This is a genomic window from Bradyrhizobium sp. Y36 (assembly GCF_002531575.1).
Lineage (GTDB): Bacteria > Pseudomonadota > Alphaproteobacteria > Rhizobiales > Xanthobacteraceae > Bradyrhizobium.
Window position 1 is genome coordinate 122902 of the sequence record NZ_NWTI01000018.1, and the last position, 24834, is coordinate 147735.

Below are 24834 nucleotides of genomic sequence, written 5' to 3' on the forward strand. Positions count from 1 at the left end.
TCTAGAGGCGGCGTCCTGGCGGTACCGGGGATCTCACCATACGAATGGGGCATGACGAGATGAGCGAACCCAGGAAGGACGCGCCGCGGCGCTACATCGTCGATGGTGCCGGACAACGCGTGCTTGTCGGGCTGACGATCTCGGAGACGGTCGAGTTCGAAGCCCTCGACAATCCGGGCGCCCGCCTTGGCGTCGATTTGCTTGTCGAGCCGCCTCATGTCCGTCAGGACAGGCATGGGGAGCGTTGGCTGGAGCTCTACGTCAAGCACGAGCGGGCCTGGCACGACTGGATGGCCGAAACGCGCGCGCGGCTGGAGAGGCCTTGCTTGCTCAATTGAGCGCAGCGCTTCACCTGCCGTGGCGGCCAAGCCTGTCCCACCTCACACCGCGAGCATGCGGCTGCCCTGGATGCTCATCAGCGTGAGATTGCCGGTCGCATAGGCGCCGGTGTCGATGTTGACGCGGTTCGTCAGGAATTCGGCATTGCGGACCGGCGTATGGCCGTGCACGATATATTTGCCGAACTGCTCGTCGCTCTGCAGGAATTCTTCGCGAATCCAGAGCAGGTCGCGCTCCGTCTGGTCGGCCAGGGGAACGCCCGGGCGAACGCCGGCGTGAACGAAGAAGAAGTCGCCGCAACTGAAGCTCAGCCGCAGATTGTCCAGGAATTCCAGATGCTCGGTGGGCATTGCCCGAATCAAATCGCGCAGGATGGATGCCGGGTCATTGCGCTTCAGGTCCGGTGGCGCGAGCCCGTAGGACATCAACGTCTGGGTCCCGCCGACGGCGATCCAATCCTCGAACAATGAAGGGTCCTCGAACACCCTCACAAGAAATGCCTCGTGGTTTCCCTTGAGGAAGACCGCGTTCCCCCGCCGACTCCGCTCGACCAGGACATCGAGGGTGGAGCGCGTGTCGGGGCCGCGATCGATGTAATCGCCCATGAAGACCTCGATCGCATAGCGCGGCCGGCTGCAGGCGACGTCGGCGTCGATCACCCGCAACATGGGTTGGAGCAGATGCGCGCATCCGTGAATATCCGAGATCGCGTAGATGCGAACTCCTTCCGGCAATTGCGGCTTAGAAATCGGCGGACGTGGTCGGGCGAGAGATATCATGGCGCTCAATCGATCGGGTGGTCGAAAAAAATTTCCCCAAGTCGCCGGCACCGGAGAGCTTCCATCCGACACGAACTGCGCGAGTTCGGTGAAGGGAGCCTCCTTGTTCTCCGGTTCGATCACGCCAAAAGAAGGGCACGGCACTTTTTGCCCACCTCGCGGGTGCGATGGCGCGAAAGATCGGTCCCCGAGAAATTGCATCGCTGAATGCGAGAGTGCAGCAAAGATGCATGCCTGGGTGAAATTTCGTAGCGCACGCAAAGATAGAAATCCAATGGAATTCTCGTAAACGACTCGTGCCAACTCGTCGGAGCGTTGCTTCGCCTGAAAGATGAGCGAAGAAGCGCTCGCGCGATGACCATGCGTCGCGCCGAGCGTGGAACTTGATTCAAAATAGGGCAACGCGTTCGCTCGTATGTCATCACTGTGACGACATTTTCATCGCGCCGAATTTCGCTGAGCATTTCAACGCGGCGCACGATCCGTGCGCCGCAAAAGTTTTGCGTGCGGCGCCACAATGTCGCTGCGATCACTCAACACTTTCCGCGCGGGGAAGTGACGAGTCTTCAGCATCACGATGAGCGTCAGACACTCTCTCGATAGGCAGAGGTTCGAATGGCTGTTGCAACTTACGGTTCTGAAAACGCGCACACGCTGTCGTCGACGCGGGGTAACGCTCTTCAGAGGCCATTCCAGATCGTCGTCATGGCTGCTGACTTTCTGCTGATCCTGTTGAGCTATGCTGCCGGGTCTTCGCTGTACGGAGCGGCCGTCGCTTCGCCCGCCGACAGTGCTTCGGTGGGAGCCGGCTTGTTCGTCGGCGTGGTGTTCGTCGCGGTCGCCTATTTCCGCGACGTCTATGCCACGCATCGCCTGCTCAACGTGGTCTGGCAGCTTCGAAAGGCGGTGTTGATCTGGCTGACGTCGTTGACGATCCTGGCGGTTGCGGCCTTTCTGCTGAAATCAACGGACAATCTGTCCCGGGGCACCGTCATCGTCTTCGCCGTGATCGGCGGAGTTGGCCTGATCAGCCTCCGCTTCGTCTGGCAGGCGGTGTTCGGCACCAGCTTTGCGCGAAGCCGGCTGGTCGATCGCAAGGTGATCCTGCTCAGCCTCAAGCCGCTCGACTTCACCTCGAGCCGGTTCAAGGACCTGCGGCGGAACGGCTTCGACGTCATGCGCCATTTCGTGCTTGGCACCGAGCGGGACGACGGCCACTGGGAACGGCAGATTCGCGATGTAATCCGTCAGTCGCGCTCGGCCGACGTCGACGAATATCTGCTTGCGATCGACTGGAACGAGTTGCCCATGCTCCGCAAGCTGAGCCCATATCTGCGCGCCGTCCCGCAGCCCATCCGCCTGCTGCCGGACGATTCGGTCGCTGATCTGGTGGCCCGTCCGTTTCTGCCGGTCAGTGGAACCGTCGCGGTCGAAATCCAGCGGCCGCCGCTCACCATTCTCGAGCGGTTGCAGAAGCGCTGTCTCGACGTCGGCGTGGCCACGTTCGCGCTCGTGATGCTGACGCCGCTGCTGCTGACGGTTGCATTGCTGATCAAGCTGGATTCCCCGGGAGCCGTCATATTCCGCCAGTCGCGGCGTGGCTTCAACGGCCGGCCGTTCGAGATCTGGAAGTTCCGCAGCATGACCGTCTGCGAGAACGGCGAAACGATTGCCCAGGCGACCAAGAGGGATGCCCGGGTCACCAAGATCGGGCGTTTCCTGCGCATGACCAGCATCGACGAGCTGCCGCAGCTCTGGAACGTGCTGCGCGGAGACATGTCACTGGTTGGCCCACGTCCCCATGCGCTGGCCCATGACAACTACTATGACGAGCTCATCAGCAAATACGTCTACCGGCATCACATGAAGCCGGGCCTGACCGGCTGGGCCCAGGTGAACGGGTTCAGAGGGGAAACGCCGACGATCGATCTGATGGAGAAGCGGGTCGAATACGACGTCTGGTACGTCAGCAATTGGAGCATCTGGCTCGACCTGAAGATCATGGCCCGCACGGCGTCCGCGGTGATGTTCCAGGAAGCCTATTAGCCGCACGATGTCCCGACGATCTGGAACCTCGGGATCGAGAGATCAGGTTCCATCTCGCGACGATCTGCCGAAGAGCCGCATGACTGCATCGCGCAAGGCGAGCAGCGGCGGCACCAGCACGAAGAATGCCCCCATCGCGACGGAGACGATGACCTGACGAACCGAAAACGGTTCGTCCTGCTCGATGTCATGCCGGCTCGGGTCGATGGGCGCCGGGGAAAGCGTCGTGGCCATCGTCTGCCGACGCGGCTTGCGCGGGGGGACCACGACCAACACGAACAGGATGTTGAGCAGAACCCAAATAGTCAAAATCGTCAGGACGATCAGCATTCCGAGCCCGCCGGAAAAGAACTACAAATATCAGCCGAGGTTAGCCTCAGTGAACCCAGAAGGGAAGATGCCCAAAGTTTCGGCATTTTGAGGCGTCAAGCCTCGGATTGTCTCGTCTGATCGACAGATGGTTGCCAATGGGCGCACTGTCCTCGCGACCATCGCCTCCGTCAATCCTTGCTTTTGGCTAGAGCAATAACTGCAAGTTGTGGATTCCGGGCGAATACGGAGGCCCGAGCGGTCCGGTTGGGCTTGGCGCAAACTCCAGTCTCGTGGCGCGAAGGCGCACTCGATTGCCTTCAGGCGACAGTTCCGCAAGACACGAAAAGGCCCGCCGCCAGATGGCAGCGGGCCCGTGGTCGTTCCAGTCTGGTCTGGCGGGGGCGCCGCCGGCGCCTCCGCCGAAGCTAGGCGTGCTCGACGTAGTAGCTGTTGTGGTGCTTGCCCTTGTACGCCTCGATGCGCTTGAGCATCTTCGGGTTGGCGCGGTTGAGCACGGCGCCGAGCAGCTTCTTCTGCAGGACCTCCGATCCGGAAACCGACTCCTGAAGCGCGCTTCGGGTCGTCTGGCCCCATTCGATCACGTAGACCATGGCGTCGATCAGGAGGCTGACGGCCTTGGCGTCCGCCACCGGCATCACCGGCGCGAGGTCGATCACGATGTACTCATAGTGCTCTCTCAGCACCTTGAGCAGCTCGGCCATCGCCTTCGATCCGATCACGTCGGCCGAATTGACCATGCGGGAAGCGACGACGGACGGCAGGAAATCCAGGCCCGTTTCCTTGCTTCGTTGCACATGATAGCCGAGGCTGGCGGGGTCGCTGAGGGCCTCCACCAGGCCGCTCTTGGCGTCCGGTGCGAGTTCCCGGGTCAGCGAGCGCGTGTGCAGATCGCCGTCGATCAGCACCACGCGATGTCCGGTGAGCGCGACCAGCTGCGCGAAGTTGGCGGCCACCGTCGTCTTCCCTTCCTTGGGAAGAGACGAGACGATGCCGATCACCTTGATCTCGCGGGTCAGGCGCGCGACGTCGATCGACACCTTGATGTTGCGCAACGTCTCGGCAAACCGCGAGAACGGATGGTCGACGACGTAGCGGGACAGATCCGCTGGGCTCGTCTTGGCTGAGCTCGAAAGCAGCGCACCGGTCATCGTTGGCTGACCGATGTCGGGCAGGACTCCGAGGCACTTGACGCCGAGCTCATCCTCGACCTCGCCCGGGGTCCGCAAGACATCGCTGAGCAGCTCACGCCCGAATGCGACGCCAAAGCCGAGACAGAGACCGCCCACGAGGCCTCCCACCAGCGCCAGGACCGTGCGCGGCGAGCTCTTGCGATCCGGCTTGGTGGCGGTGCTGATCAGGCGCGACTCGCTGAGCGGAAAGCTCTGGTTCTGCGTCGCGCTCTGCAGCTTCTCGAGGAAGTTGTTGTAGAGGTTGCGGTAGGTGTCCGCGGCGCTTTCGAGATCGCGCAATTTGACTTCGGCCTGGCCGGTGTGGCCGGCCTGGGCGACGAGATCCTTGACACTCTTGTCGAGAGAAGCCTCCCGGCTCTTCGCGATCTCGTAGTCGCTGCGATAGGCGTCTCCGATCCGATGCAGCTCGTCCGCCATGTTCTTGCGGATTTCCTCCATCTTGTTGGCCAGATTGACCGCGGCAAGATGGGTCTTGCCGTAACGCTTGGACCAGTCGGCATACTGGGCCGCGAGATCGAGATATTGTGCGCGCAGGCGGGTGATGACCGAGTTGTTGAGCGCGTCGGTCACCGTCGATTGCGCGACATCCTGGTCCGAAATCGCGTTGATGCGGTCGAGCCGGGCCTTGGCTTCGGCCGTCGCCGCCCGTGCCTGAACCAGCTGCGTGTTCAGGTCCGACAATTGCTGTTCGGACATCAGGCCGCGGCTGGTCCCGACGATGTTGTGCTCGGCCTTGAAGGTCTGCACCGCGCGGTCGCTGGCCGAGGCCTGCTCGCTCAGCTCGATGCTGCGCTGCTGAAGCCACTCTGTGGCCCGCTTGGTGGATTCATATTTGGCTTCCAGGGCACCGACGAGATAGGCCTTGGCGATGGCGTTGGCGATCTTGGCGGCCTTGTCGGGGGTCCGTGCGCGATAGTTCAGCGACAGGACGTAGGTCGTCAGGACGCGTTCCGTTCTCAGGTTCTTCTGAACCTGCTCGACCACCGCATGTTCGAGCTGATCCTGCGATGCCGGTTCGCCGGAGCTGAACAGCGACATCATCTTGCCGAGAATGATGGAGAGAAGGCCCGGCTTGGAGCCGTTGAACTCGGGATCTTCCGTCAGCTTCAGGCGACGCACGACCGAGAGGATCAGGTCGTCGGAATTGATGACCTCGACCTGGCTGTCGACGTAGCCGGTGTCGATGAGGGCGCTGTTGGCGTTGCTGTCCTTGTCCAGCACCTGCGCCTGACGCGTATCCATCATGATCCGGGCGTTCGCCGTGTACATGGGTTGCGCCATGACCAGATAGACGATCACCAGCGCCAGCGCGGCGCCGGTGCACGCCGCGACGATCGGCCATTGCCGGCGCAGGACGTCGGCCACACGCTCGAAGCTGAGGACGGCTCCGCCGAACTCGATGCCGAATCGGTGGCCCGACTGGAAATGTTCTCTGGGCTGATACATTGTCTAATTCGCTGCCTTTTGATGATCGCAGATCAATTCGGAAGAGGGACGGGCTTGAACGGATTGGCCAGCTTGGTCTTCCACTCGCCCTCGAGCAGCGCCCCGCCGCGCGTCGGTTGCGCCGGGCCCTTGGCTTGCGATTGAGCCTGGATGCCGGAGCTGTCGTCACCTGCGGCGGAATAACCCGCCTGCACGTTGAGGTCGCCGATTCGCTGCACGAAATCCCTGATCTTGCGCGCCGCGTCCGGCTTCGTGGACGTGCACCGCCCCTCGGCAATCTTCAGCGCGGCACCGATGGCCGAACGATCGGTTGAGGCCGAGGCGGAGATCAGCGTCTGCACGGACGGCAACACCGAGGGATTGGTGGCGATATAGGTGGCGAGCCTGAATCTCAGCTTCTCCTTGTCATTGCGCAGCCGTTCCAGGAGCGAGGAGGGCGACTTGACGAACGTGTCGAGCTCGAGCTGCGAGGCACGATCCGAGAATTCGACGCACTGAGCGCGGCAGGCATCGATGCTCGACACGATCAAGGCAGAGCTTGCCAAGACGATCGGCAGCCATCGTGCCCTTGCATGACGACGTGTTAGTCCGCGGCCCATCCGTGTCCCTCTGCTCCCTGTTGCAATCGGAGAACACGCGAAACCTGACAGGTAACTGTGTCAAATTTTGTGCGACGCAAAAGTTGAGTTCACGTTGTCAGTGACACCATTGCGTGGTCTCTTCCGCGCGGTTGCAAAATGAAGAAATGCAATGCCTGAGAGATCGGCATCTTGCGCCCAGGAATGTTGCAACCTGAAAACATATGAGGCGTTTGCACGTCCTTGCATCGCAAGCTGTCGTCGCAAAACCGACACAAGTCGCAGACGAGCCTTTGGTTCCCTCGGTGAAAAAATATCAACGCGACGTTTGCTCCTATAAAATCAGTGCTCCGGCACGTCTCTGCCTTGATCGCACCATCGCCGGATTTCGCGCACACTTTGTACGCAAATGCTCGCAATCATCGCGCGCGAATTGATTTGCGCGCTGACGCGCGGTGTCTCTGGCAAAAAGTGGCGTGAACTTGGCGCTCGCATGTCCGAATGACTGCGAGCGTTGAAATTATCGTCGATCGTCATGCGTCGAATGCGACTCCGCGATCGCAGAGATTGAACGCGTGCAAATCGTGATGCACACTGTTGCGGTGCAATAGCTGGGAATGTTGATGTGACGGAGTTGATTCATCGTGAGAAGGCGCATGTCCTGCCGCTCGACAGCATCCGGGGCGTCGCCGCGACATCGGTGGTGATTCACCATTTGCTGCTGATGCCGACCTTTCTCGCTGCGTTTCCACACAACGCGTGGATCAATTGCTCGTTCTTCAGAAGCTCCTGGCTGCTGGTCGATCTGTTCTTCGTCCTCAGCGGCATCGTCATGTCGCTGAGCTACGTCGAGAGCGACTTCGGGCGTTTTTCGCTGCGCGAATTCATGGTGCGGCGCCTGGCGCGGGTCTATCCGCTGCACATCGTCATGCTGTTGGCGAATCTCCTGTTTCGCCTGCTGCGGATCAGCCTGGTCATGGCGGGAGTCGTCGTGGCGGCGCCGGCGGCGTTCGAGGTGAATAATGCCTATTCCTTCGTGCTCAACGTCCTGCTGCTGCACTCGATGGGGTTCATCGACTATCTCGGCTGGAATGCGCCGAGCTGGAGCATCAGCGTCGAGTTCTACACCTACCTGGTGTTCGGCCTGATCGTCCTCTTTGCCCAGCGCATGCGTTCGCTGTTGTGGTTCTACGTGCTCTGCGGCGCGCTCGCGGTCGCAAGCCTGGTCGTCATCATCTTCGTGCTCGACAAGAGGAGTCTCGGGCTTCAGACCGATTTCGGCATCCTGCGCTGCTTCGTAAGCTTCTTCCTCGGCGTGCTCACGGTCAGGATCGTCGATCGCCTGCCGGCCAAGCCGGGTCCTGCCGTTCAGGGCATGCTGCAATTCGTCGCCATGATCGCCAGCATTGTGCTGGTGTCCATGGCGGAGACCAATCCTGCGTCGACCTTCCTCGCGCCCGTGACGTTTGCGATCTTCCTCGGCAGCCTGCTCGCCTTTCCGGATGCGCTGCTGGTGCCGCGGATGCTGGTGGCCAAGCCGCTGGTCTGGCTCGGGAAACGTTCCTATTCGATCTATATGGTGCACGCGCTCGTGGTGCTGCTCGCCGAATATTTCGTGCGGGCGGTCGGGGCGGGGCGGATCGCCGCGCTCGATTCGATTTTGCCCGGTCTGCCGGCCTCGCTGAATCTCGTGGTCTCGCTGGCCGCCGTGCTCGCGGTCTCCCACTTCACCTATCTCTACGTCGAAATCCCCGGCGGCAAGTTCATGCGGAACGCGCTTGGAAGCCGGTCCGATTTCTCGGCGTCCCCTGCGCGGCAGGCGAATTGAGCCTGATATGACGATCCTTGCGCTGCATCGACCCAAGATCACGCTGATCAGCCTCAACATCGAGGCGATCGCACTCGGGGCCTATCTGGTCCGCGACGCCTTTGGCGGCGTGATCCGCTATTACACCAGCATCTATCACTTGAACGCGCTCTGGTACGTGCCCGACGCGATTGCGGTTCTGTGCCTCATCCAGTTCTTCGTCCATTGCATCCTGCGCAATCGCAGCACCCTGGCCCTGCTTGTGTTGGTGCAGATCATGCTGTCGCTCGTGCTCGGCTATTTCTTTTTGGGGACGACGAATGCGGCGATCTCGTCCTTCAAGATGATGCTGCCGGTGTTCGTCGGATTCTGCTTCTGTGATTCCAGCCTCGGCTCATACAAGAAGCTTCTGTCGGTCATCGCGGTCACCTTCTACCTGTCGGTGATCGGCGTCTTCCTGACGAAGTTCTACCTGATGCCCTGGGTGGGCTACAAATACGAGTCGTTCGGCGCCGTGCGCGAGGCCGGCCGGTTGTGGTGGGCCTATGGTGGCGACGATCAGCGCCTGATGGGCTTTGCTGCCGACAACACCATGGCAGCCTTTTTCATCCTGGTGTCGTTCGCGATCACGTCGATTCGCATGAGCACCACCTGGTGTCTGCTGCTCGGTTCCATCGCGATCTATGCCACCAAGCTGACCACGAGCAAGACGACCATGATCGTCCTCGTGCTCTACCTGATCCTGCTGGTGTTGGTGCGGATGCTGCCGGAGAGGGCGCGCTTTCCGGCGATCCGGACCATCGCGCTGTGGTCGTATGCCTCGATCTTCGTGCCGTTCTTCATGATCGTGTTCGCGTCCGGGACCGCGGCGGTGCCGCATTCGACCCTTTTCAGCATCCTGGATCGCATCAACAACAGCTGGCAGAAGCCGTTCATCTACCTCACGCAGCTCATGCCCGTCGGCCTCGTGACCGGCTGTGGTGCAGGTTGCTTCAACTATCCGCAGCAGCTGTTCTCGCCGCTCGCGGCGTATTGGGTGCCCGTCGACAATTTCTACATCGGGACCTACCTGATGTTCGGCCTCCCGTTCGTCGCATTCATGGTGATGGTGTTCCGGGCGACGTTCGGAGCCACCGACGTCTACAAGCTGACGCTGATCTTCGTCGTCAATCTGTTCACGATCACGGTGCTGAACTACGGCCCGGCGTCCGGCCTCTTGATCATCGCACTGAGCTTCAGCGAAGTGTTCTCGCGCCGTGCGGCCTCCGCACGGGCCGGCGACGCCGTGCCGATCGTCATGCGGCCACCGGTGCCGTCGTTGGAGGGCTTCCGACCGGATATGCCGGCGGCGAGCGGAAGCAGGTGAGAACGAATGATGCATAAGAGACTCGCATTCATCGATACGCTGCGCGGCATCGCCGTGTTGTCGGTCCTGGTCCAGCATGTCTTCGAGATCATCGTCGAGAAGCACCCGACGGGCGCGTTCTACTGGCCGATCCACGATGTGTTCGGCTACTACATGAACTTCGGCCGCTTCGGCGTCGTGTTGTTCTTCTTCGTCAGCGGCTTCGTCATTCCGTTCAGCTTTCCCGACAGCGCGACGCCGGTGCGGGATTTTGCGATCAGCCGCTTCTTCCGGCTCTACCCGGCCTACTGGACCTCGCTCGTGGTCGGACTGGTGACGATGCAACTGATGGATTCGAAGATCTATCCGCTGGGGCAGATCGCCGCGAACGTGACGATGCTGCAGACGTTCGTGAACGTCCCGAACCTGTGGGTGTTCTACTGGACGCTGGCGATCGAGCTGCTGTTCTATGTCGGCTGCACCATCCTCTTTGCGATGGGGCTGCTGAACCGGCGCTTCACGGCGGTGACGATCGTCATTGCGGCCGCGCTGGTCGGAACCACCGCCGCGGTTCTGGTCGAGAACAGGACCGTTTCCTCGGTGATGGAGGTCGGGTTGAACCTGTCGGCGATGTTCCTCGGCAAGATCATCCGCGATACCGTCATCGGCGGAAAGCTGCGATGGACCCACGTGGCGGTCTGCACGCTGCTGTATGCGATCTTCGCCGTCACCCTGTCCGACCGGCGGTTCGGCGGCGTTTATCACGAGAACTTCTTCTACAGCTATTCGATCGGATCGGCCTATGTCTGCGCGGCGCTGGTCTTCATCGGCTTTGCCGTGTTCGGCGAGAGAATGGCGTGGCGCCCGATGGCGTTCGTCGGCGTGATCAGCTATTCGGTCTACCTGATGTCGCCGTTCGTGATCGTCTTCGTCCATCGCCTCGTCTGGTTCGGCGATGGGCCGGTTGGGTGGTCGATCTTCCTGACGGTGATCCTGGCGCTCTCGCTGCTCGTCAGCTGGATGACGTTCACCTTCGTTGAGAAGCCCAGCATTGCGTTTGGACAACGGTTCCGCTCGGCGCGCCGCAAGAAGGTGGTGCTCGAGCCCGCGCTCAGCACGCAAGGCGCCGCAGAGTGAGCGGGACCCCGCACCAGCCGGGCGTCGCCTATGACGGATCGTTCGTGCCGTCGGTGCAGGGGCTGCGCGGCATCGCGGCGCTCAGCGTGCTGATGGATCATTTCTACGACATGCCGAAGGGAGGCATGTACGATATTCCGGATCCCGGCTTCCTGCCGCCGCTCTGGCCCTGGCTGCAATCGGTGATCAATGTCGGCGGTCATGGAGTCGAGTTGTTCTTCATGATCAGCGGCTTCCTGATCCCGGCGAGCCTGGTGCGGCACGGATCGCTGCCGCGGTTCTTTTTCGATCGCGTCCTGCGCATCATGCCGGTGTTCGTCGTCCTGCATCTTGCCCTGTTCGCGATTGGCCCGATCGTCGGCTACAAATTCTTCCGCGGTATCGACCTGACCAGCTATCTGGGGATCTTCGCGGCCAATCTGTTCTTCGTGCAGGACGCGCTCGGCCTGCCCATTGCCCAGCAGAACGCCTGGACGCTGACCTATGAATGGGCGTTCTACATCTGGTTTGCAGTGGCGTTTTCGATGCTGCGCATCGGCGGCAAGATGCTGGCCGCGCCGCTGATCCTGCTGGGTGTCGCTTGCCTCCTGCACTGGCCGATCACGGCATTCTTCTGCATCGGCATGCTCTACAGCGCCACCGGCTTTCGCATCCGGATTCCGGGACGTATGGGACTGATCGCGGGGCTCGCTTGCGGCGCGGCGATGTATGCGAGCCTCGTGCTGTTTCACCCGTTCGTGGCCCTGCTTCCCGGATTTCTGCTGTTCGGCATGGTGCTTGCCCCGGACTCGGGCCTCGGCAGGGCGCTGAGTGCGCCGGCCCTGCAATATGTCGGCAGGATCAGCTACAGCCTTTATCTGGTGCACCCCTTCGTGCTCTTCCCCTTGCAGGTGATCGGCCTGAAGCTGGTTGCCGTCGGTGTCGATCGCTGGCTGCTGTGGACCGCCTTCATCGGCATCGGACTGGTGATGTCGCTGGTCGCAAGCGCGATCAGCTATGAGTTGATCGAGGTGAGGCTGAGGCGTCTGTTGGACAGCGCGATCCGCGGTATGTTGTTTCGACGGCAGATCGAGCAATCGGTTTGAGAGACCGCTGTCGCGGTCAACTCACGGTGCGACCTGCGAGCCTGTGATAGGAGCCCAGCAGGCCCTCGGCGATGCGATCCCAGTTCAGAATGCCGGCTGCGGTCTGCTGTGCGCCCTCGGTCAATGTCGCGGCCAGCGGCTTCGAGGTCAGCACGCGTTCGAGAGCATCCGCCAAAGCAGTCGCGTCGCCCGGAGGAACCAGCAGTCCGTTGACGCCGTCGGTGACGACGTCGGGAATGCCGCCGGTGGCGCTGGCGACGACGGGACGAAAATTCCCGTAGGCGGATGCAAGCACGCCGCTCTGCGTCGCATCCTTGTAGGGGAGGGCGACCACGGTGGCGGATTGAAACAGCCGGCCGGTATCCGCTGGCGAAATGTAGGCGTTGATGGTCTTCACCGTCGGCATCGCCTCCATCCGCGCGCCGAGCCGCGTCATCTCGGGGCCGCGGCCCGCGACGATCGCCTCGTGTGCCACGCCGCGCTTCGCCAGCATGTCGATCGCGTCGATGAACACGTCCAGGCCCTTGTAGGCCCACATCCGTCCAAAGAACAGAATGCGGGCGGATTCGGGCGCGGAGGCCGCGCGCCCGGCGGGCGGAACCATGAGCACGCCGTGCATATTGGAGACCGTCTCGCCCTTGAAGTCGGGCGATGCGCGACGAAAATCGGCAATGCAGCTCTCGCCATGCGTCGTGACGACCGATGCGGCCGCGCGCATGCGCCCGCGCCACGCATCCTCACGTGGCGAGGTGCCCGAACCGCCTTCCGAATGCGGAATCGCATCGTGAACCGTCAGGACCAGCGGAATGCCAAACGGACGAAGCAGCTGGACCAGCTTGGACGTGTAGATCTCCGGAACTTCGTGACAATGAATCACGTCTGGACGAAACGATATTATGTCCATGAAGGATGCGGGGATGCCGATCGCGCCGCCGCGGCGCAGGCTCAGGTCGCGAATTCGTGTCTCGAAGGGGGCGGCCACGGCGATATCGGCAAGTTCCCATTGCTGGTTCGCGTCCTTGGCGTTGAGCACGAGGCGGACGTCGCAATGATGCGCCAATCCGGATGCCAGGCGATAGGAATATTCCGCAAAATGCGGTGCGTAGATCGCCACACGCAGACGCTTGGAGTTACGGAGAGAACGCTGAGCGGACGAATTCATCAAGGCATCCATTTTGCATCACTTCGCAAAGGTCGATCGAAGTGTAGTCCACGATTTGAACTCACTTCCACTCTAAATCGGATCGTGACGGCGCTCATCTGATTGCCATCACTCCGCCGTACTGTAGCGAGCAATCACTGCTCCGCGATGATCGGAGATGGTGGCGTCGTGGCAGCAACGCGTGCCCCGTCGTCTAGTCTGCGATTGTGGTTGGATTTGTCGGAATTGGGTCGAATTGTTGATGAACGTCACGCAGGGCAAGCAACATCAGGTCGTGGTGGCTCTGTTCTGGTCGCTTGCCCAGAACTGGGGCGGCCGGGCGCTGTCATTCGTCCTGTTTCTGGTTTTGGCCCGGCTGCTCAGCCCTGCGGATTTCGGCCTCGCCGCGCTGGTCACCTTCATCCTGCTGTTCCTGAGCTCGATCGCGGAATTCGGCTTCGGTGACGCGCTGATTCAGCGGCGGACCCTCGAGCCTGCCGACGTGACACTGCCCTTCTTCTGGTCATTCGCAGCCTCGGTGCTCCTGGCCGTCCTGATTGCGCTGCTCGCGACGCATATCGAGCGTTGGCTGGACGTGAAAGGTCTCGCACCGCTGCTCACGGCCGCAAGCCTGTCCCTTCCGATCGGGACCGCGACGCTGTTCCAGGAGGCGCTCTACAAGCGTCAGATGGATTTTCGCGTGCTTGCGGTCAGGACCATGGTGGCGACAGCCGTGTCCGGCGTCGTCGGCATCGCCTGCGCCTATGCCGGCTTTGGCGCCCTCAGCCTCGTGATCCAGGTGGTCGTTCAGAGCGCGATCAGCGGCTTGTGGCTCTGGAGCCAGCCGCGATGGCTGCCAATGCGCGGCTACGATCTGAAGAGCTTTCGCGAGCTGTCCGGCTACAGCATCCATGTCGTGCTGAACAGGCTGCTGGACTTCGCCATCGTGCGGACGATCGACATGATCATCCTGTCGCTGTACGGCGTCGCGGCGCTCGGCATCTACACGGTCGGAGCGAGGGTCTACCTCATCCTGATGCAGTTGCTCACCCAGGCAGTGATGGACGTGGCGCTGAGCGCATTGTCGAAGATCGCGCATGAGCGGGACCGCATCGCAGGGGCCTACCTGCGCAGCGTCAGCCTCGGTGCGTTGATCGGATCTCCGGTCTTCGTGCTGCTGGCGGCGATCGCGCCGGAGTTCTCCCTGCTGCTGTTCGGCGCGAAATGGGGCGGCAGCGAAGCGGTGATGCAGCCGCTGATGCTGATCGGCGCGGTCCAGACGGTGCAGTTCGTCAACAGCGCCTATTTTGGCGCGCTGGGCAAGCCCAACGTCGTCTTCCTGCTCAACATCCTCAAATTCTGCACGGTCGTGCCGGCCATGTTCCTGCTTCCGTCGCGCGACATCGGTCAACTCGCCACCATCTTCGCATTCTCGCAGCTCGTGGTGACGCCGGTGACGTTCGCGCTGGCGCTCCGGCTGCTGGGCCTGAGCTGGGGCCAGTTTCTGCGTCCCATTGCGGGCTGTCTTTGTGCGATCGGCCTGGCCTACGGCGCGGTGGTGCTGTGCCGGGAGGCGACGCCGGGCATGAACCCCTATTTGCGGATCGGGCTGCTGTCGTCCTGTTTTGGCGTGACCTACCTGACGGGTCTTCTGCTGTTCTGGCGGAAGCAGGTCCTTTCCCTGATTGATTTCGTCGTGAAGCGCGGTGCGACCGCCTGATGAAGACGAGGAGGATATCGTGAAGCAGTTGATCCCCGTACCCGTACGCAGGCAGCTCCGAGGCTGGCTCAACAGCGCGAAGAATACGCCGTTGGCCCTCGATCTGCTCGAGCTGCGCAGGTGGCAGATCGCGCGGAAGGACGTCGGCGTCAACGTCGCACCGCGCAACAATCCGCGCCGGCTGGTCGTTCTTCCGTCCGATCCCTGGAGCGTGCATCAGTCGCGCGGTGACGAGGCCATGATCGAAGCGGCCACCGGCGAGATGAAGCGTGCCTATCCGGATCTCGAGGTCTACATCGTCACCGCGACCCCGGCGGCCAGCGAGGACGTGCGGGCGATGGGCTTCAAGCCGCTCGAGCTCTGGAGACAGCCGTTCTCCTATGAGACAGTGGCGCAGGAGCTGTCGCTCACGAGGCCCGATTTCGGGCTGGTTCTCGGCGCCGACGTGCTCGACGGCTACTATTCTCCGGTGGATGCCGCGCGCATGCTGCTCGTTGCGGACCTGATGGCTGCGTTCGGCGCCAAGGTCAGCGTGCTCGGCTTCAGTTTCAACTCGCGGCCGGCGAAAGCGCTGCGCGAGGTGTTCCGTCTGCTCGATCCGGGCGTGGTCCTGAACCTGCGCGATGCGATATCCCTGCAACGGTTCGACGATTTCGCCTGCAAGCGCGCCCATCTCGTCACCGATGCGGCGTTCATGCTGACGCCGCGAACCGACACGGCCGCTGTGAAGCAGATCGGGACCGCGATCGCCGGGCAGCGCGCGCAGGGTCGCAAGGTCTTCGTCTTCAACATCCATCCGATGCTGTTCAAGAAACCGGAGCCGGCCAAGCTGCGGCAAATGATCGACCTCGCGGCAGGCGCCATGGAGCGGTTGTCGCGCGAGCATGATGCGAGCTGGTTGTTGCTCGCGCACGACTACCGTCCGGAGATCGCAGACGACAATTGCCTGCGGCCCCTGGCCGCGCGGCTCAAGCCTGTGCTCGGCGACCGCGTGTATCACGTCGACCAGGCGCTATCGGCTGGCGAGATCAAGGCGGTCGTCGGCCTGGTCGACGGCGTGATCACCGGCCGCATGCATCTGGCGATTGCGGCGCTGGGACAGGGAACGCCCGTTGCGGCAATTACCTACCAGGACAAGTTCCAGGGCCTGTTCGCGCATTTCGGCATCAGCGAATCGCTGTTGTTGTCACCGTCGCAGTTCCTCATGGGCGACAGCTTCGAGACGTTTCTGCTGCACTTCCTCGGGACGTACCAGGCTGCCGGCGCGCAGGTGCGACAGGCTCTGCCTGACGTCATGGACCTGTCCCGCGCCAACATCGCACCACTGCTGAGCGAGAGCGCGATGCGGATTGTGCCGGAGGCCGGCGGCAAGGTTGCCTGAACGGCCTCATGTCATCGGCAGGGCGGTCAGTTGACCGCCCGTTCGGGGTTGTCGAAGCGCATCGATGTGTCGGCGGCGGTCTGGATCTTCCGCGAGGAGGGCGCAGCGGCGTCGGCCCAGCGGTTGATCAGACGCCGCGCCGGATTCTCGAAATAGGCGTAGGTGCGGTCCGCGACGATGGTGAGGATCGCGCAACACGCCAGGGCGTACAGGCCGAACTGATCGGGGCGCAGGCCGAGCCAGGTCCACAGCGGCTTGAACACGGCAATGAGGATGGCGTCGTGCAGCATGTAGATCGCATATGAGGTGTTGCCGAGCCGGCCGAGCAGGCGGGCGCCCGGAAATTCCTTGAAGGCGCTTTCGCCGACCGCCGTGAGCAGGATCGCGCAAGAGAACAGCACGATTGCCAGATCCGGCTTGGCGAAGACGTTGAGGACGAGCACGGAGAGGCCGAACAGGCCGATTCCGGCGAAGATCATCCGCTTGTGCCGGTAGGGATGCGACATCCGGAAGAGAATGGCGAGCAGGATGCCGTTCAGGAAGCTCGGCAGCGCGCGCAGCATCCCATAGTCGAAATTGGCGCCATACATCTGCGATCGTTCCTGCCAGATCGGCAAATGGCCGTGGGCCAGGAGCAGGTAAAGCGCTGCCACGATGACGCCGAGCACGACCGGCGGGACCTTGCGTGCAAGCAGCATCAGAAGCGGAAAGATCAGATAGCAGAAGAACTCGGCGCTGATCGACCAGGACGGCGAGTTGAAGCTGAGATGGTCGGTGACGCCCCAGGCCTGGAGCAGCAGCAAATTGTAGACGAAGTCCAGCGAGGTCGAGCGTGCGGTACGTTCCAGCCCGGCGCCGATCAGCACCACGAAGACGAGCAGGCTCAGCAGGTGCAGCGGATAGATCCGCGCGATGCGCCGGATCATGAAGCGGGTATAGGCGGCCACGCCGCGCGCGTCCGACGGGTAGGAGTAGGAGATCACGAAGCCGGACAGGATGAAGAACATGTCCACGAACAGGCCATAGGACCCGTTCCACGCCGGCGAAATGCCGGTGTCGATCAGCTTCAGGTGGAAGATGAAGACCCCGAGCGCGGCGACGAAGCGGTAGAAGTCGAGAACGACAAAACGTCTTGCTTCACTGGCGTCCATCGGGCCTCGGAGTCCTTGCGCGGTTCGTCTCTCTTCTAGGGGCGAATTGTGACGCAAGTTCGCAGGCGCGTGGGCGATGCGGCGCAATCGCGGCAGTCAGACCCGGATTCATGGGGCCCATCCAATTGCGGATGGCAGCCGGGTTCCCGCTCATCAATGAGGCATGCGCCCAACAAACGAACGGGGCCGGGACCCTGCATGGTCCCGGCCCCGGCTATGCTGGCGCGCGTCTGAGCAGCAATTCCTCAGACGAACACGAAGTCGTGGCTCGTCAGGCTGGAGACATAGACGTTCTTCAACAGGATCGAGTCATTGGCCGAGAACGTGATGAGCGCATTCGTGCCGGACTGCGTGATCTGCAGGTGGCTGTAGTCGGCGGCGAGCAGCTTGGAGATCTGGACCACGTCGTGAGTCGTGCCATCGCCGGCCTGGAAGTTGAGGATCTGGTCCTGGCCATGGTCGTAAGCCACCGTCGTCGAGTTCGGCGCGGCCGAGAACACGTCGTTGCCCGCTCCGCCCTGGATCGTCACGCCGCCGGCGACGGCCGTGACGTTGTGGGTACCGTCGGCCTTGGTCTGATCGAAGAACTGCAATGCGTTGGCGCTGTTGTAGTTCTCGTGCTGGGTCGTGCCGGCCTGTCCGTTGAAGTTGAACAGAAAGACGTCCTTCGAACCGTCGGTGTTGTTGGCGATCTCCTGGGTCTTGGTGCCGGCGCTGTTGTAGATGTCGGTCAGCTTGCTGCCGTCGTCGTGGATGACCTGGGTATAATCCAGCGTGCCGTCGGCGTGGGTTCGGGTAAGCTCGACCAGCTTGCCCGAGGCATCGAGGTGCTGATGCTGGGTGGTGTAGGACTGCCCGGTGACGTTGTAGTTCCAATTGTCGGACGTGCCGTCGGCATTCTTGATGTAGGCGGCGGTCTTCACGCCGCCGGTGTAGACGGTCGTGGAGTTGTAACCATCGCTCTTGGTCGTCACCTCGCTGGTGATGATACCGTTGGCATCGTACCAGTCGGAGGTCTTGGTGCCGTCGGCGCTCTGCGTAAGCGTGAAGGCCAGGCTGTCGTCGGCGTGGGTGCGCACGATGTGGGTGAGGAAGCCCGTCGTATCGTAGGTGTCGTGCTCGTTGGTGTAGGTCTGGCCGACCACGTTGAACTGGAAAACGTCCTTCGACCCGTCGGCGTGGTAGTCGGTCTCCGTCTTCTTGACGCCCGATGCATCGTAGTTGGTGACCACGCTGCTGCCGTCGCCGTTGATGACCTGGGTGTAATCGAGCGAGTTGTCCGCATGCCAGCGGGTCACCTCCGTTGTCCGGCCGGCCGGATCGAGGTGCTGGTACTGCGTGGTGTAGCTCTGACCCGTGATGTTGTAGCTGTAATTGTCGTGGCTCTGGTCGGCATTGGTGATGTAGGCCGCCGTCTTCACGCCGTTGGTGTAGACCGTGGTCGAGTTGTAGCCGCTCGGCTTCTGGAACACCTCGCTGGTGATGACGCCGCTGGCGTCGTACCAGTCGGTGGTCTTGGTGCCATCGGCGCTCTGCACCAGCTTGAACGCCATGCTGCCGTCGGCGTGCTTGCGGATCAGAGTGGTGAGGAAGCCGGTCGCATCGTAGATGTCGTGCTCGGTCGTGTAGTCCTGGCCGGCGATGTTGAACAGGAAGACGTCCTTGCTGCCGTCGGCATGGAAGTCGGTTTCCTTGGTCCGGGTCCCCGCGGCATCGTAATTGGTGACGACGCTGCTGCCGTCGCTGTTGATCACCTGGGTATAGTCGAGCGTGCCGTCGGCATGCTTGCGGGTCACGGCGGTGACCTTGCCGGAGGGATCGACGTGCTGGATCAGCGTGGTGTAGCTCTGGCCGGTGATGCCATAAGCATAATTGTCCTGGCTGCCGTCGGCGTTCTTCACATAGGCGTTGGTCTTGACGCCATTGCTGTAGAGCGTGGTCGAGCTGTAGCCGTCGGCCTTCTGGATCACCTCGCTGGTGAGACTTCCGGCGGCATTGTACCAGTCCGTCGTCTTGGTGCCGTCGGTCGTCTGGGTGAGCTTGAAGGCGGGACTGCCGTCGGCATGCAGGCGCGTCAGGCCGGTGAGGAAGCCGGTGGTGTTGTAGACGTCGTGCTCGGTGGTGTAGGTCTGGCCCGTGATGTTGTAGGTCCAGACGTCCTTGCTGTGGTCGGCGTGATAGGTGGTCTCGACCAGCTTGACGCCGGTGGCGCTGTAGGTGGTGATCACGCTGCTGCCGTCGCTGTTGTAGACTTGCGTCGAATCCAGCGAGCCGTCGGCATGGCTGCGGGTCACCGAGGTGACCTTCCCGGAGGCGTCGAGATGCTGAACCTGGGTGGTGAAGCTCTTGCCCGTGATGCCGTAGGTGTAATTGTCCTGGGAGCCGTCGGCATTCTTGACGTAGGCGGCCGTCTTCACGCCGTTCGTATAGAGCGTCGTGGAGTAATAGCCGCTCGACTTCTGGACGACTTCGCTCAGCAGGGTTCCGGCCGTGTTGTAGGTGTCGGTGGTCCGGGTCGCGTCGGTGCCGACATGAACGGATTTCGTCTTCACGCCATTGGTGTAGCTGATCAGGTCCTGCGAGCCGTTGGTGTAGGCGACGGTGGTCGAGGTCGGCTGCCCGCTTGAATTCAGGCCGGTGTCGGACTTCGACACCAGCGTTCCGCTGGCATTGTAGGTCTTGGTGTTGATCCAGGTCGCGGCCGAGTTCGTCACCGAGAACGAGTAGCCGCCCTGGATCTTGGAGAGGGCGCTGCCGTAATGGGCGATGATGTAGTCCATCGTCGCCTTCGAGGCGACCGGCAGGACGTGCGAGTCGGTCACCGTGATGGTCTTCAGCGCCGTCGAGGTGCTGAGGTCGGACAGCTGCGGCACGATCTCGGCGGCCGTGCCGCTGACGGTGGTCCGGGTGTCCGGCGGGGTGGGGTTGGTCGCGGGCGCGTCGATCTCGATGATCAGCGGGTGATCGCTAACCGGAATGGTGATCGTGCTGACGTCGGTGTAGCTGGCGATCGCCGTGGTTCCCGTCAGGGTGTCGTAGACCTTGACCGAATGATGGACGCCGCCGAGGTTCACCGTGACGGTCTGGGCCGAATTGGACACCTCGGTGTCGGTGGAATCGTTCCAGAGTTTCGGCTCTGCCCACACCACGAGCTCGTAGGCGCCGTTGCTCTTGCCGAGCACCATGCTGCTGCCGGTGGCCGGCATGTTGCTCAGCGTGTAGTTCAGCGGATCAGTCGGCTGCAGGCCGCCCTTGCCGTCGTCGGCCAGGATGGTCGTCAGGTTGTGGATCGCCGTCGCGGCGAGCTTCGGCGTGCCGTCGGAATTGAACAGGCCGAAATTGGCTTCGGGATTGGTGTTGCTGGCGGCGGAGTCGCGGTCGAACAGCTCGTAGAGATAGGTTGCGCTGACGCCGGCCTTGTAGGCATCGACCAGGGTGTTCAGGATCGATTTGGCCTGCACCGTCTCGTTGACGCCGAGATATTGGGTGTTGGCCTGCGTGGTGTAGCCGGTCTCGGTGATGACGACGGGCTTGCCGGGCGCCGCGGTCATGACGGCGCTCAGGGTCGCCGCAATCGAGCTGCTGGTCGTCAGGCTGGTGCTGACATAGGCGTGGGCGTTGGCGTAGTCGACCGAACCCGACATGTTGCCGAGTTGGCTGTAGCCTTGCGGATCGTTGTAGGCCAATGACAGATTGTAGACGGGGATGCTGCCGAGCGTGGCGTTGGCGTTGACGGCCTGGTAGAGCGCGCTCTGGAACTGGGCCGCGGCCGTGAGGCTCGAGCTGCCATTGTAGCTGAAGGGCTGGTGGTTGGCTTCGTTGAGCCCTTCGATGGCGCTGATGCTGCCCGGGTGACTCGTCGCGAACTTCTGCAGCGAGGCGATGTAGTTCTGCAGCCCGGTCGTGCCCGTCTGGGGCAGGGCGGACGACACCAGGAAGTCGAACTTGTAGCCGGCAGCGGCGAGACCGTCGACGACGGGTTGCGCAGCCGGGCTGGTCCCCATCGCGTCGCGCAGATGGGTGACGCCGAGATACTTCAGGTCATCGACCATCAGCGCGAGATTGTTGTAGCCGGTCCATCCGAAGCCGGCATGCGTGTTGACGCCAATGGAGTTGATGAAGCCGCTGGCGGACAGGATGGTCTGGTCTGACATTGCACACTCGAATTTCAACGCGAACGAAATTGCTCGCAGGATTTGCGTTCAAGCTTCTCTGTCGAGTGTGAATTTCAGATAAAAATCGAAGCTACAAATCGCGAGCGATGTAGGGTTCCTTGTGCAGGAACAGATGCGCTCGGTTGCAGCGGAATAGGAATGCAATGCCGGGCCAGCATGGCGTGAGGAAGGCGCTTTCGAGATATTCTGGATTTGCGCTGCTGAATGTATGCGCAGGCTGCGCCGATTGATTTCGTGGGTCGGGCGTTGGAGCGCGAATGCGCCGCTCCCTGTCCTCCGGTTGGAGTATCTTCGTCTCGCCGTTTCATTCATCCCACCGTCATTCTGCACGGGGCGTTCGCAGATGCCGATTCGGTGAGCGGTTAAATTGATGAATTTACGCGCGGTAGTTGTAGTTGCTCATTGATGGGGCAGGCGCTCGCTGCCGAAGGACGGCGGCGAACCCGGGTTCCATTCGGAACCGATCCGCTTGCGCAGACTGGCGGTGCGACGATCAGCTGCGGCGGGCCAGCATCAGGAAGTCTCCGCGCCATCCGATCACTGCCGTTGCGATCGCTGCGATCGCGATCTTGCCGGCGAGCCATGTCGCGGGCTCCGTCGGCATAGACCCAAGCGACGCGATCAGGATCGCCGCCAGCAAGGCCTGCACGACCAGTGGCCAGCGCGGGAAGGCCTCAAATCGGAGGGTTGGACCGAGCGCGACCAGGATGGTCGCGAGCGTGGCGACCGCAGCGCAGTTGACGGCCCCTCGGGGCGACAGGCCGGCCGACGTCGCGACCAGCGCGAAGGCAACGACGAGGGTGAGCTGGCCGGCCGCGACGACGACGAGCCTGGCCGCCAGCTTCTCGAGGTGGGGGACGACCGCCATCGTCGCCTGCAAATGGGTGTGCAGGAAATAGAAGGCGGCGACCGTCGGCGCGGTCTCCAGAAAGCCGTCCAGGCTCGCCTGCGGCACCAGGATACGGGCTGCGTCCGGAATGAATCCAATGAGGCCGCCGAGCAGCACGAGGGTCGTGCAGATCATGAATTCGAACATCCGCCGCGCCGACTGGGCCGATTTTGCGCTGCTGCCGTTTTCGAAGTCGTTGACGACCTCGGGATAGCTCACGGTGTGGATCGCGGCATTGAGAACCCAGAACGGACGTTGCAGGAGATCGAGGGCAATCGAAAATCCAGCCCCGGCCCCTGTCGCACCCAGCCGGCCGATGACGATGACACGGAGCAGAACCGGCACCGACAAATGAATGACGGACGCGCCTGCGGCCAGCATGCCGTAGCGGGAGAAGTCCCTCCAGTCGGCCAGCATCCTTTGGAGCGAGGTGGGCTCCACCGGCGTGCGATAGGCAATCAGGCCGGCAAGAAGGCCCAGGGTGTGACCCGCGGCAATGCCGAGCAGCGCCGCCTCGGCGGTTCCCGAGATCACGCCGCCCGCGGCGGCGCCGGCCAAAAGCGCGGTGGCGCGCAGCGCAAGAAGAAAGGACGCGATGCCGAGCCGGTCGGATAGACGCACCGACAGGAAATAGAGGTCCGTCAGGCCCTGAAGGACGGAGATGCCGAGGCCCAACGCGATGATCCCCCTCGGCAGCGCGCTGGTCAGAGACGCGCAACTCCCGACCGCGACGAGCACGGCCGCACTCGACAGGCCGGCTGCAAAGAGCGACCACCGCAGCCGGGCCGCTTCGTTCTCCCCGGCAGCGGCCAGGAAGCGCAGTCCGGCCAGCTGCAGCCACTCGAACATCAGGACGCAAAGGAGTTGGCTCGAGGCCAGCGCAAGGGAGAAGTTGGTGTAGTCGGCGGCGGGCAGCAGATGGCTGATCGCGAAGATCAGGACGATCGCCGCGGCGCTCTGATAGACGTAGCCCGCCATCGCGAGGAGGCGTGTCATGGCCGGCGTGTCATCGCGGAATGAGGCGCTCCTTGCCTACGGCCCGTGGCGCTTCAGTCGTTGCCGCGCGCATGCGCGACATCCGCTGCTCGCGCAATTGCTCGTACAAGCTCTTGTACGACGACAGCACGTCGGCAAAGATCCACTTGTTCGTGTCGGCGATCAGCCGCCGGCTGATCTCGTCGATCTTGTGCGGATCGGACGCGACCGCGAGCATGCTGCTGGCCAGGGATTGCGGATCGGCTTCGGTCAGCCAGCCGGTCACGCCGTGCTCGATGACCTCGGGCATGCCGCCAAAGCGCGTTCCGAGCAATGGCCGGCCGGCCGCCTTGGCATCTGCGACGACCAGAGGACCGGGATCGTGCCAGATGGAGGGGGCGACCACGACGTCGACCTGCTTGTAGAAATCGTCCGGTACCACGAAGCCCATGAACTCGATGCGCGCATCGGGCGCAAGCGTCCTGAGGCGTCGCTGTTCCTCGTCGCTGACCCGGCCGGCGATCAACATGCGGATGCGATCCCGGGGCAGCAGCGCCAGAGCCCGCATCAGGTTCTCGATGCCTTTTTCCTCCGTGAGGCGGCCGATGAATCCGAACGTCACCTCGGTGGTGCAGATCGGACGCGGATAGGGCGCGTGCGGCGGCTCGGTCGAGGCGTTGCGGATCACGGTGCGGATCGGCGTCTCCGAGAACATGCCCATGTCGGTGTGGATGGACAGGACGCGCTCGCTCACGCCGACCACGGCACTGAGCCAGTGCGTGGCGCGCTTGCGATGGAAAGTCAGAATTCCGCAACTCGTGCAGGTGTGCTCGCAGGACCGTCCCTTGTCGAAGCGGGAGCAGCGCGGGCAGGTCAGATAATAGTCGTGGAGCGTATGGAGCACGGGAACGCCGAGCTGGGCGGCCACGCGCCAGATCGCCGTGGTGAGGCCGGACAGGTTGTTGGAGTGCAGCACGTCGGGCTTGAACGCCCGGATGCGCTCGGCGATCAGGGGGGCTTGCATCTGCCAGTCGTCGACCGCGTGCCAGATGCTGCGCAGCGCGACGTTCTTCTGCTCGGTGAAGGGCAGGTAGATGTTCTGCACCGGCGCGGAATAGACGTTGATGCCGTCGCAGGTCTCCGGACCTTGCCCGGGCTTGGATGCGGCCCGGATCACCTCCACCTCGTCACCGCGCTGCACCAGTCCTTCGGCGAAACGACGAGCGAAGATCTCCGCGCCGCCGACGATCTTGGATGCCTGGGGCGTTGGATAAAGCGTGGACGTCAATAGAACTTTCATCGCGTCAACCTCATGTC

Annotated in this window: 17 protein-coding genes; 8 read left to right on the plus strand and 9 right to left on the minus strand. The window is 62.5% G+C overall.

What is annotated here, in order from left to right; translation table 11 throughout:
• Nucleotides 1-59: 59 nt before the first annotated feature.
• Nucleotides 60-338 carry a hypothetical protein gene (locus tag CO669_RS26115; protein WP_198964269.1) on the plus strand — a complete coding sequence of 93 codons (279 nt, stop codon included), beginning with the start codon at nucleotides 60-62 and terminating at the stop codon, nucleotides 336-338.
• A gap of 42 nt (nucleotides 339-380) precedes the next feature.
• On the opposite strand, the gene CO669_RS26120 is transcribed toward CO669_RS26115, so the two are convergent.
• Entirely contained in the window at nucleotides 381-1118 is a 738-nt protein-coding gene (locus CO669_RS26120) for a metallophosphoesterase family protein (RefSeq protein ID WP_097662812.1), read from the minus strand.
• Between the two features lie 615 nt (nucleotides 1119-1733).
• Between CO669_RS26120 and CO669_RS26125 the strand changes: the two genes are divergently transcribed.
• Complete coding sequence (locus CO669_RS26125) at nucleotides 1734-3164, plus strand: undecaprenyl-phosphate glucose phosphotransferase (RefSeq protein ID WP_097662813.1); 1431 nt, start codon at nucleotides 1734-1736, stop codon at nucleotides 3162-3164.
• A 42-nt stretch (nucleotides 3165-3206) separates the two neighbouring features.
• On the opposite strand, the gene CO669_RS26130 is transcribed toward CO669_RS26125, so the two are convergent.
• The 3 genes from CO669_RS26130 to CO669_RS26140 form a co-directional block, all read right to left on the minus strand.
• Entirely contained in the window at nucleotides 3207-3494 is a 288-nt protein-coding gene (locus tag CO669_RS26130) for a hypothetical protein (protein ID WP_097662814.1), read from the minus strand.
• Between the two features lie 407 nt (nucleotides 3495-3901).
• Nucleotides 3902-6133, minus strand: coding sequence for a Wzz/FepE/Etk N-terminal domain-containing protein (locus tag CO669_RS26135; protein ID WP_097662815.1), 2232 nt, complete (start codon nucleotides 6131-6133; stop codon nucleotides 3902-3904).
• Nucleotides 6134-6165: 32 nt separating this feature from the next.
• Complete coding sequence (locus CO669_RS26140) at nucleotides 6166-6657, minus strand: hypothetical protein (protein ID WP_245444528.1); 492 nt, start codon at nucleotides 6655-6657, stop codon at nucleotides 6166-6168.
• Nucleotides 6658-7336: 679 nt separating this feature from the next.
• Here CO669_RS26140 and CO669_RS26145 point away from each other — a divergent pair.
• Genes CO669_RS26145 through CO669_RS26160 form a run of 4 tightly spaced genes read left to right on the plus strand, consistent with a single transcriptional unit; the run spans nucleotide 7337 to nucleotide 12085 of the window.
• Nucleotides 7337-8539 carry an acyltransferase family protein gene (locus CO669_RS26145; RefSeq protein ID WP_245444515.1) on the plus strand — a complete coding sequence of 401 codons (1203 nt, stop codon included), beginning with the start codon at nucleotides 7337-7339 and terminating at the stop codon, nucleotides 8537-8539.
• A gap of 7 nt (nucleotides 8540-8546) precedes the next feature.
• The gene (locus tag CO669_RS26150; RefSeq protein WP_097662817.1) at nucleotides 8547-9884 is read left to right on the plus strand and encodes a hypothetical protein; all 1338 of its coding nucleotides are present in this window, start codon (nucleotides 8547-8549) and stop codon (nucleotides 9882-9884) included.
• 6 nt (nucleotides 9885-9890) lie between these two features.
• On the plus strand, nucleotides 9891-11000 hold the full coding sequence (locus tag CO669_RS26155; protein WP_245444517.1) for an acyltransferase family protein: 1110 nt from the start codon (nucleotides 9891-9893) through the stop codon (nucleotides 10998-11000).
• Nucleotides 10997-12085, plus strand: coding sequence for an acyltransferase family protein (locus CO669_RS26160; protein ID WP_097662818.1), 1089 nt, complete (start codon nucleotides 10997-10999; stop codon nucleotides 12083-12085). The genes CO669_RS26155 and CO669_RS26160 overlap by 4 nt, the downstream gene beginning before the upstream one ends.
• Before the next feature lie 16 nt (nucleotides 12086-12101).
• Here CO669_RS26160 and CO669_RS26165 read toward each other — a convergent pair whose 3' ends face one another.
• Nucleotides 12102-13247: a glycosyltransferase family 4 protein gene (locus tag CO669_RS26165; protein WP_245444519.1), complete on the minus strand. Its 1146-nt coding sequence runs from the start codon at nucleotides 13245-13247 to the stop codon at nucleotides 12102-12104.
• A gap of 241 nt (nucleotides 13248-13488) precedes the next feature.
• Here CO669_RS26165 and CO669_RS26170 point away from each other — a divergent pair, with 241 nt between their 5' ends.
• Both CO669_RS26170 and CO669_RS26175 read left to right on the plus strand, forming a co-directional pair.
• Nucleotides 13489-14946 carry a lipopolysaccharide biosynthesis protein gene (locus CO669_RS26170; RefSeq protein WP_097662820.1) on the plus strand — a complete coding sequence of 486 codons (1458 nt, stop codon included), beginning with the start codon at nucleotides 13489-13491 and terminating at the stop codon, nucleotides 14944-14946.
• A 19-nt stretch (nucleotides 14947-14965) separates the two neighbouring features.
• Nucleotides 14966-16327, plus strand: coding sequence for a polysaccharide pyruvyl transferase family protein (locus tag CO669_RS26175; protein WP_245444521.1), 1362 nt, complete (start codon nucleotides 14966-14968; stop codon nucleotides 16325-16327).
• Between the two features lie 26 nt (nucleotides 16328-16353).
• Here the strand turns inward: CO669_RS26175 and CO669_RS26180 are convergent, their stop codons facing one another.
• The 4 genes from CO669_RS26180 to CO669_RS26195 form a co-directional block, all read right to left on the minus strand.
• Nucleotides 16354-17478 (minus strand): acyltransferase family protein, encoded by a 1125-nt coding sequence (locus tag CO669_RS26180; protein WP_097662822.1) that lies wholly within the window; start codon nucleotides 17476-17478, stop codon nucleotides 16354-16356.
• 245 nt (nucleotides 17479-17723) lie between these two features.
• Complete coding sequence (locus CO669_RS26185; protein ID WP_097662823.1) at nucleotides 17724-21632, minus strand: RHS repeat domain-containing protein; 3909 nt, start codon at nucleotides 21630-21632, stop codon at nucleotides 17724-17726.
• Nucleotides 21633-22146: 514 nt separating this feature from the next.
• The gene (locus tag CO669_RS26190; protein WP_097662824.1) at nucleotides 22147-23538 is read right to left on the minus strand and encodes a polysaccharide biosynthesis protein; all 1392 of its coding nucleotides are present in this window, start codon (nucleotides 23536-23538) and stop codon (nucleotides 22147-22149) included.
• A 10-nt stretch (nucleotides 23539-23548) separates the two neighbouring features.
• The gene (locus CO669_RS26195) at nucleotides 23549-24817 is read right to left on the minus strand and encodes a glycosyltransferase family 4 protein (RefSeq protein WP_097662825.1); all 1269 of its coding nucleotides are present in this window, start codon (nucleotides 24815-24817) and stop codon (nucleotides 23549-23551) included.
• Nucleotides 24818-24834: the final 17 nt, after the last annotated feature.

What these genes read in the sequence shown, in the direction of transcription:
- CO669_RS26115 (WP_198964269.1), top strand. Translation starts at nt 60, where the DNA reads ATGAGCGAACCCAGGAAGGACGCGCCGCGGCGCTACATCGTCGATGGT.
- CO669_RS26120 (WP_097662812.1), bottom strand. Translation starts at nt 1,118, where the DNA reads ATGATATCTCTCGCCCGACCACGTCCGCCGATTTCTAAGCCGCAATTG.
- CO669_RS26125 (WP_097662813.1), top strand. Translation starts at nt 1,734, where the DNA reads ATGGCTGTTGCAACTTACGGTTCTGAAAACGCGCACACGCTGTCGTCG.
- CO669_RS26130 (WP_097662814.1), bottom strand. Translation starts at nt 3,494, where the DNA reads ATGCTGATCGTCCTGACGATTTTGACTATTTGGGTTCTGCTCAACATC.
- CO669_RS26135 (WP_097662815.1), bottom strand. Translation starts at nt 6,133, where the DNA reads ATGTATCAGCCCAGAGAACATTTCCAGTCGGGCCACCGATTCGGCATC.
- CO669_RS26150 (WP_097662817.1), top strand. Translation starts at nt 8,547, where the DNA reads ATGACGATCCTTGCGCTGCATCGACCCAAGATCACGCTGATCAGCCTC.
- CO669_RS26155 (WP_245444517.1), top strand. Translation starts at nt 9,891, where the DNA reads ATGATGCATAAGAGACTCGCATTCATCGATACGCTGCGCGGCATCGCC.
- CO669_RS26165 (WP_245444519.1), bottom strand. Translation starts at nt 13,247, where the DNA reads ATGAATTCGTCCGCTCAGCGTTCTCTCCGTAACTCCAAGCGTCTGCGT.
- CO669_RS26170 (WP_097662820.1), top strand. Translation starts at nt 13,489, where the DNA reads ATGAACGTCACGCAGGGCAAGCAACATCAGGTCGTGGTGGCTCTGTTC.
- CO669_RS26180 (WP_097662822.1), bottom strand. Translation starts at nt 17,478, where the DNA reads ATGGACGCCAGTGAAGCAAGACGTTTTGTCGTTCTCGACTTCTACCGC.
- CO669_RS26185 (WP_097662823.1), bottom strand. Translation starts at nt 21,632, where the DNA reads ATGTCAGACCAGACCATCCTGTCCGCCAGCGGCTTCATCAACTCCATT.
- CO669_RS26190 (WP_097662824.1), bottom strand. Translation starts at nt 23,538, where the DNA reads ATGACACGCCTCCTCGCGATGGCGGGCTACGTCTATCAGAGCGCCGCG.
- CO669_RS26195 (WP_097662825.1), bottom strand. Translation starts at nt 24,817, where the DNA reads ATGAAAGTTCTATTGACGTCCACGCTTTATCCAACGCCCCAGGCATCC.